6 protein-coding genes and 1 pseudogene are annotated in these 4,894 nt (G+C 67.8%); 3 read left to right on the forward strand and 4 right to left on the reverse strand.

The window, feature by feature from the left end; all coding sequences use genetic code 11:
* Window positions 1-141 (forward strand): annotated as a pseudogene (locus A5698_RS28580) (cation diffusion facilitator family transporter); the annotation flags it as partial.
* Here the strand turns inward: A5698_RS28580 and A5698_RS12270 are convergent.
* Window positions 142-558 (reverse strand): DUF3151 domain-containing protein, encoded by a 417-nt coding sequence (locus A5698_RS12270; RefSeq protein ID WP_068296972.1) that lies wholly within the window; start codon window positions 556-558, stop codon window positions 142-144.
* Window positions 559-675: 117 nt separating this feature from the next.
* Between A5698_RS12270 and A5698_RS12275 the strand changes: the two genes are divergently transcribed.
* Complete coding sequence (locus A5698_RS12275; RefSeq protein WP_068296960.1) at window positions 676-1,515, forward strand: Rv0361 family membrane protein; 840 nt, start codon at window positions 676-678, stop codon at window positions 1,513-1,515.
* Here the strand turns inward: A5698_RS12275 and fbaA are convergent, their stop codons facing one another.
* Together fbaA and A5698_RS12285 are read right to left on the reverse strand one after the other, a co-directional pair.
* Complete coding sequence (gene fbaA, locus A5698_RS12280) at window positions 1,516-2,556, reverse strand: class II fructose-bisphosphate aldolase (protein WP_068296964.1); 1,041 nt, start codon at window positions 2,554-2,556, stop codon at window positions 1,516-1,518.
* Window positions 2,557-2,605: 49 nt separating this feature from the next.
* On the reverse strand, window positions 2,606-3,619 hold the full coding sequence (locus tag A5698_RS12285; protein WP_067091851.1) for an alcohol dehydrogenase catalytic domain-containing protein: 1,014 nt from the start codon (window positions 3,617-3,619) through the stop codon (window positions 2,606-2,608).
* A gap of 86 nt (window positions 3,620-3,705) precedes the next feature.
* Between A5698_RS12285 and A5698_RS12290 the strand changes: the two genes are divergently transcribed.
* Window positions 3,706-4,428 (forward strand): VTT domain-containing protein, encoded by a 723-nt coding sequence (locus tag A5698_RS12290; RefSeq protein ID WP_068296967.1) that lies wholly within the window; start codon window positions 3,706-3,708, stop codon window positions 4,426-4,428.
* Here A5698_RS12290 and A5698_RS12295 read toward each other — a convergent pair.
* The coding region (locus A5698_RS12295; RefSeq protein WP_156670723.1) for a DsbA family protein at window positions 4,425-4,894 on the reverse strand (470 nt) is incomplete at its 5' end. The genes A5698_RS12290 and A5698_RS12295 overlap by 4 nt on opposite strands.

A 4,894-nucleotide genomic window follows, 5' to 3' on the forward strand; every position in this document is an offset into this window, starting at 1 on the left:
GCGCATCTGACCAGCGACCGCGATTCGGCGCTGGTGCTCGACGATGCGCGCGCCGTGCTCACCGAACGCGGGCTGGACCATGCGACGGTTCAGGTCGAACCGGGCGACGGCGCCGGGGAGTGCAACTGCGAGGCGGAGTAGTCAGGCGAGCCCGAATTCGGCCCGCGCCGACGGATCGCAGTCGTCGAGCAGATCCAGGCAGCGCTGGTTCTCATCGGTCTCGCCGATCGCGTCGGCCGCACGGGCCAGGGCGGCGACACAGCGCAGGAAACCACGGTTGGGCTCGTGGCTGTAGGGCACCGGACCGAAGCCCTTCCAGCCGTTGCGGCGCAGCTGATCCAGCCCGCGGTGGTATCCGGTGCGCGCATAGGCGTACGCGGTGATCGCCCTGTCTTCCTCGAGCGCCTCCTCGGCCAGCGTCGCCCATGCGACCGACGCGGACGGATGCGCGGCCGCCACGATCGCGGGCGTCTCGCCCGAGGCGAGTTCGGCTTCCGCCTCGCTGTCGCCGGGCAGCCGTACCGGATCCGGTCCGAGGAGATCACCCATCCCTGTCATGACCCCCATTGTGCCCGTGCGAGTCGACGCCGCCCGCACCGCACGGGTCCGAGCGCGCATGCCCGAGCGATGACTAAGCTTCCCGCCGTAGCGTCGTAAGGGAGGACCGCAGCGGGCATGTCGAATCCATCAGGGCCTGACCAGCCGGAAGAACATCCGGAGGGATCGGACGCCTCGGACGTTCACGCCTCCGAGAACCCCCAAAGCGGCGACGCTTCGCCGACGGAGGAGGCCCAAGACGGGGCCGAACCGGCCACCGAGGTGATCGAACCGCACGCCGATCACGAACCCGCGACCGAGGTGATGTCGACCGCTCAACCCGCGACCGAGCCTGCGGTGGCCGTCGACGAGGGCGAGCGCCGGTTCACCGCACCGTCCGGGTTCGACGCGGGCACGACGCAGCGGATCGACACCCCGACCGAACCGGCAACCGAGGTGTTCGCCTCCCCCGGCCAGAAATCCGTTGCCCCGCAGGTCATTCCGCCACGGGGTGAAGCGCCCAGACCGCCGCAGCAGCGCCGCAGCTGGGGTTGGGTGGTGGCCGTCGTGCTGGTCATCGCCGCGCTCGTGGCGATCGCGGTGCTGGGCACGGTGCTGTTGACCAGGGATTCGACGCCGAAGGCGTCGCAGGAGGAGATGGTCCGCAACACCATCTCCGAGTTCGACAGCGCGATCCAGAGCGGCGATCTGGCGAAACTGCGCAGCATCACCTGCGGGAGCAAGCGGGACAGCTACGTCAGGTACGACGACAAGACCTGGGCGGAGATCCACGAACGAGTCGCGGCCGCAAAGCAGTATCCGGTGGTAGCGAGCATCGACCAGGTGGTGATCAACGGCGACCACGCCGAAGCGAACGTCACCGCCTTCATGGCGTACGCCCCGCAGACCCGCTCGACGCGCAGCTTCGATCTGGAGTTCCGCGACGACCAGTGGAAGATCTGCCAGGCGCCTCAGTGATCACCGGTCGGCGGTGACCGAACGGCCGGCGCTGTGCAGATCCCGGCACGCCTCGACGACGCGTTCGGTCATCGACGCCTCGGCCTTCTTCAGATAGCTGCGCGGATCGTAGGCCTTCTTGTCCCCGACCTCACCGTCGATCTTCAGCACGCCGTCGTACTTGGTGAACATGTGCGCCGCGACCGGTCGGGTGAACGCATATTGGGTGTCGGTGTCGACGTTCATCTTCACCACGCCGTAGCGCAACGCGTCCTCTATCTCGGACTTGAGCGAACCTGAGCCGCCGTGGAAGACGAAATCGAAAGGCTTTGCGTCCGAATCCAATCCGAGCTTGGCTGCCGCGACCTTCTGCCCCTCGTCGAGGATCTCGGGCCGGAGTTTGACGTTGCCCGGTTTGTACACGCCGTGCACGTTGCCGAACGTGGCCGCCAGCAGGTAGCGGCCGTGTTCGCCCGCGCCCAGTACCTCGACGGTCTTCTCGAAATCCTCGGCCGTCGTGTACAGCTTGTCGTTGATCTCGTTGGCGACGCCGTCCTCTTCACCGCCGACGACGCCGATCTCGATCTCCAGCACGATCTTCGCTGCCGCGGCGTCCTTCAGCAATTCGCGTGCGATCTCGAGGTTTTCGTCGAGCGGGACCGCCGAGCCGTCCCACATGTGCGAGTGGAAAAGCGGCTGCCCACCGCCGGAGACCCGTTGTTGCGAAACCGCGAGCAGGGGGCGCACGTAGGTGTCGAGCTTGTCCTTGGGGCAGTGGTCGGTGTGCAGCGCCACCGTGACCGGATACTTATCGGCGATGACGTGGGCGAACTCGGCCAGAGCGACCGCACCGGTGACCATGTCCTTGACACCGAGGCCGGACGCGAATTCCGCTCCGCCCGTGGAGAATTGGATGATCCCGTCGCTGCCGGCGTCGGCGAAGCCCTTGATGGCGGCGTTGACGGTCTCCGACGACGTGCAGTTGATCGCGGGAAAGGCGTAACGGTGCTCCTTGGCCCGGTCGAGCATTTCCCCGTACACCTCGGGCGTTGCGATGGGCATGAGCCCTCCTCTTACCGGTTTCGGTGATTATCCCACCGCGGCGGCCGATTCACATGGTCAAGACCATGCGGTACCGCGCGCGGCCCTCCTCCATCGCGGCGAAGGCCTCGGCGGCCTCGGCCAGCGGTCGCTCCTCGATCCTGGCGCGCACCCCGCTCTGCACGGCGAAGTGCATGGTCTCTTCGACGTCGCGCGAGGTGCCCGACGGGTGGCCGCTGACACTCAACCCGTCGTTGATCAACTGGATCGGGGCGATCGGCAGCGGGTCGGCCGTGACGCCGATGATGACGAGCTCACCCTGGGGGGCCAGGCCGCCGACGGTGTCGGCCATCGCCTGCGAATTGGCGGCAGTCGCCAACACCACCGCGGCACCGCCGAGGTCCTTCAGCGCCGCGGCGACATCGACGGCCCTCGAGTCGATGTAATGGTGGGCACCCAGTTCGCGGGCGTCGGCCTCCTTGTCGGCCCCGCGCGCGATCGCCACGGTTTCGAAGCCCATCGCCCGTGCGAACTGCACGCCCAGGTGGCCGAGGCCGCCCACACCGAGCACGGCCACCAGGTCGCCGGATTTCGCCCTCGTCTGGCGCAGGCCGTTGAAGGTGGTGACGCCCGCGCAACCCATCGGGGCGGCCTCGGCGAACGACAGTTCCTCGGGAATGCGCGCGAGCGCGGTGACGGGCGCGACCATCGATTCCGCGTAACCGCCGGGATAGTGCCAACTCGGCACCTGCATGCGTTCGCACTGCATGAACTGGCCCTTGCGACAGGGCACGCAGCGGTTGCAGTTGCCGCCGAACCATCCGACGGCGACGCGATCACCGACGGCGAAGTCCTCGACGTCGGGGCCCACCTCGGCGACGGTCCCGGCGACCTCGTGGCCCAGCGTGATGGGCCAGTTCAGGTTGGGGAAACCGCCGGCGACGAAACCGTGGTCGGTGCCGCACACACCGCACGCCGCGACGGCGATCCGCACGTGCCGCGGCGGGGGCGGCGTCGTCTCGACGTCGGAGAGGGTGAGAGAACCGCCGACGGATTCGACGAGAACCGCCTTGTGAGTGGGCATAGACAGACATTAGTGACGAACGCCGGCCGGGCGCATCCCCTGCGCGCGGGCGGACGGGCGTCGCGACGCCGGTATCTTGGTGAGCCATGACCACCTCGGCCCTCGCGGCGACCGACCGGCTGGCGCTCATGCCGGATTTCCTCGATCCGATGACGCTGCTCGGTTACTTCGGCACGTGGGCTCTGGTCGGGCTGCTGGTGGTCATCTTCGTTGAGTCCGGGGTGCTGTTCCCGGTCCTGCCGGGTGACTCGCTGCTGTTCGTGGCGGGCATGCTGGCCGCGGGCACGGCCGCGCTGGCCGAGGGTGGTGGCGACGTCATCAACTTCCAGCTCTGGCAGTTGCTGGTGTTCATCCCCGTCGCCGCGATACTCGGCGGTCAGGTGGGGTACTGGATCGGGCGCAACGTCGGTACCGCGATGTTCAAGCCCGACGCCCGATTCCTCAAACAGAAGTACCTCGACGAGGCTCACGTGTTCTTCGAGCAGCGGGGACCGTTCGCGATCGTCATCGCGCGCTTCGTGCCGATCGTGCGCACACTCGCACCGATCACAGCGGGCGCGGCCAGGATGAGCTACGCGGCGTTCACATTGTTCAACGTGATCGGCGCCGTCGTGTGGGGCGTCGGCCTGACGCTGCTCGGCTACTGGCTCGGCCGGTTCGAGGTCATCCAGAAGCTGCTCGAACCGATCGTGGTCGCGATCGTCGTGGTGTCGGTGCTGCCGATGTTCATCGAGTGGTACAAGCGGCGGCGCGCGGCCAAACGAGCCGGCATCGCGACGCCCCCGGTGGAAACCGGCGAGCAGGGTTAACGACCGGGCCGGCTGTTCTCGAGGGCTCGGATCAAGCTGGCCGCATCCCATGGACCCTTGTGCCGCTTGCCGTTGACGAAGAACGTCGGCGTCGAGTTCAGGTCCATCAGCTCCGCATCCTGCGCATCGTCCTGGACGTGGTGCAGCACCGCCGACGGGTGCACGCGCACGTCCTGGTCGAACCGCTCGATGTCGCAACCCGCGGCCACGGCGTAGCGGTACATGTCCGACCACTCCAGGTCGTCCTGGTGGCCGAAAAGTTCGCGGGCCATCTCCCAGAACCTGTCCTGCAGCGAGGCCGCCTCGCTCGCGCGTGCGGCATCGAAGGCCCGGGGATGGGCGCGCTCCAGCGGTAGATGACGCCACACGTAGCGCAGTTCGCTGCCGAAGTGCGCGCGCACCTCGTCGATCGCCCCGGTCGCCCGGCTGCAGAACGGGCACTCGAAGTCGCCGTATTCCACCAGCG

The sequence above is a fragment of the Mycobacterium sp. E136 genome (assembly GCF_001666865.1).
Classification (GTDB): domain Bacteria; phylum Actinomycetota; class Actinomycetes; order Mycobacteriales; family Mycobacteriaceae; genus Mycobacterium.

What these genes read in the sequence shown, in the direction of transcription:
- A5698_RS12270 (WP_068296972.1), bottom strand. Translation starts at nt 558, where the DNA reads ATGACAGGGATGGGTGATCTCCTCGGACCGGATCCGGTACGGCTGCCC.
- A5698_RS12275 (WP_068296960.1), top strand. Translation starts at nt 676, where the DNA reads ATGTCGAATCCATCAGGGCCTGACCAGCCGGAAGAACATCCGGAGGGA.
- fbaA (WP_068296964.1), bottom strand. Translation starts at nt 2,556, where the DNA reads ATGCCCATCGCAACGCCCGAGGTGTACGGGGAAATGCTCGACCGGGCC.
- A5698_RS12285 (WP_067091851.1), bottom strand. Translation starts at nt 3,619, where the DNA reads ATGCCCACTCACAAGGCGGTTCTCGTCGAATCCGTCGGCGGTTCTCTC.
- A5698_RS12290 (WP_068296967.1), top strand. Translation starts at nt 3,706, where the DNA reads ATGACCACCTCGGCCCTCGCGGCGACCGACCGGCTGGCGCTCATGCCG.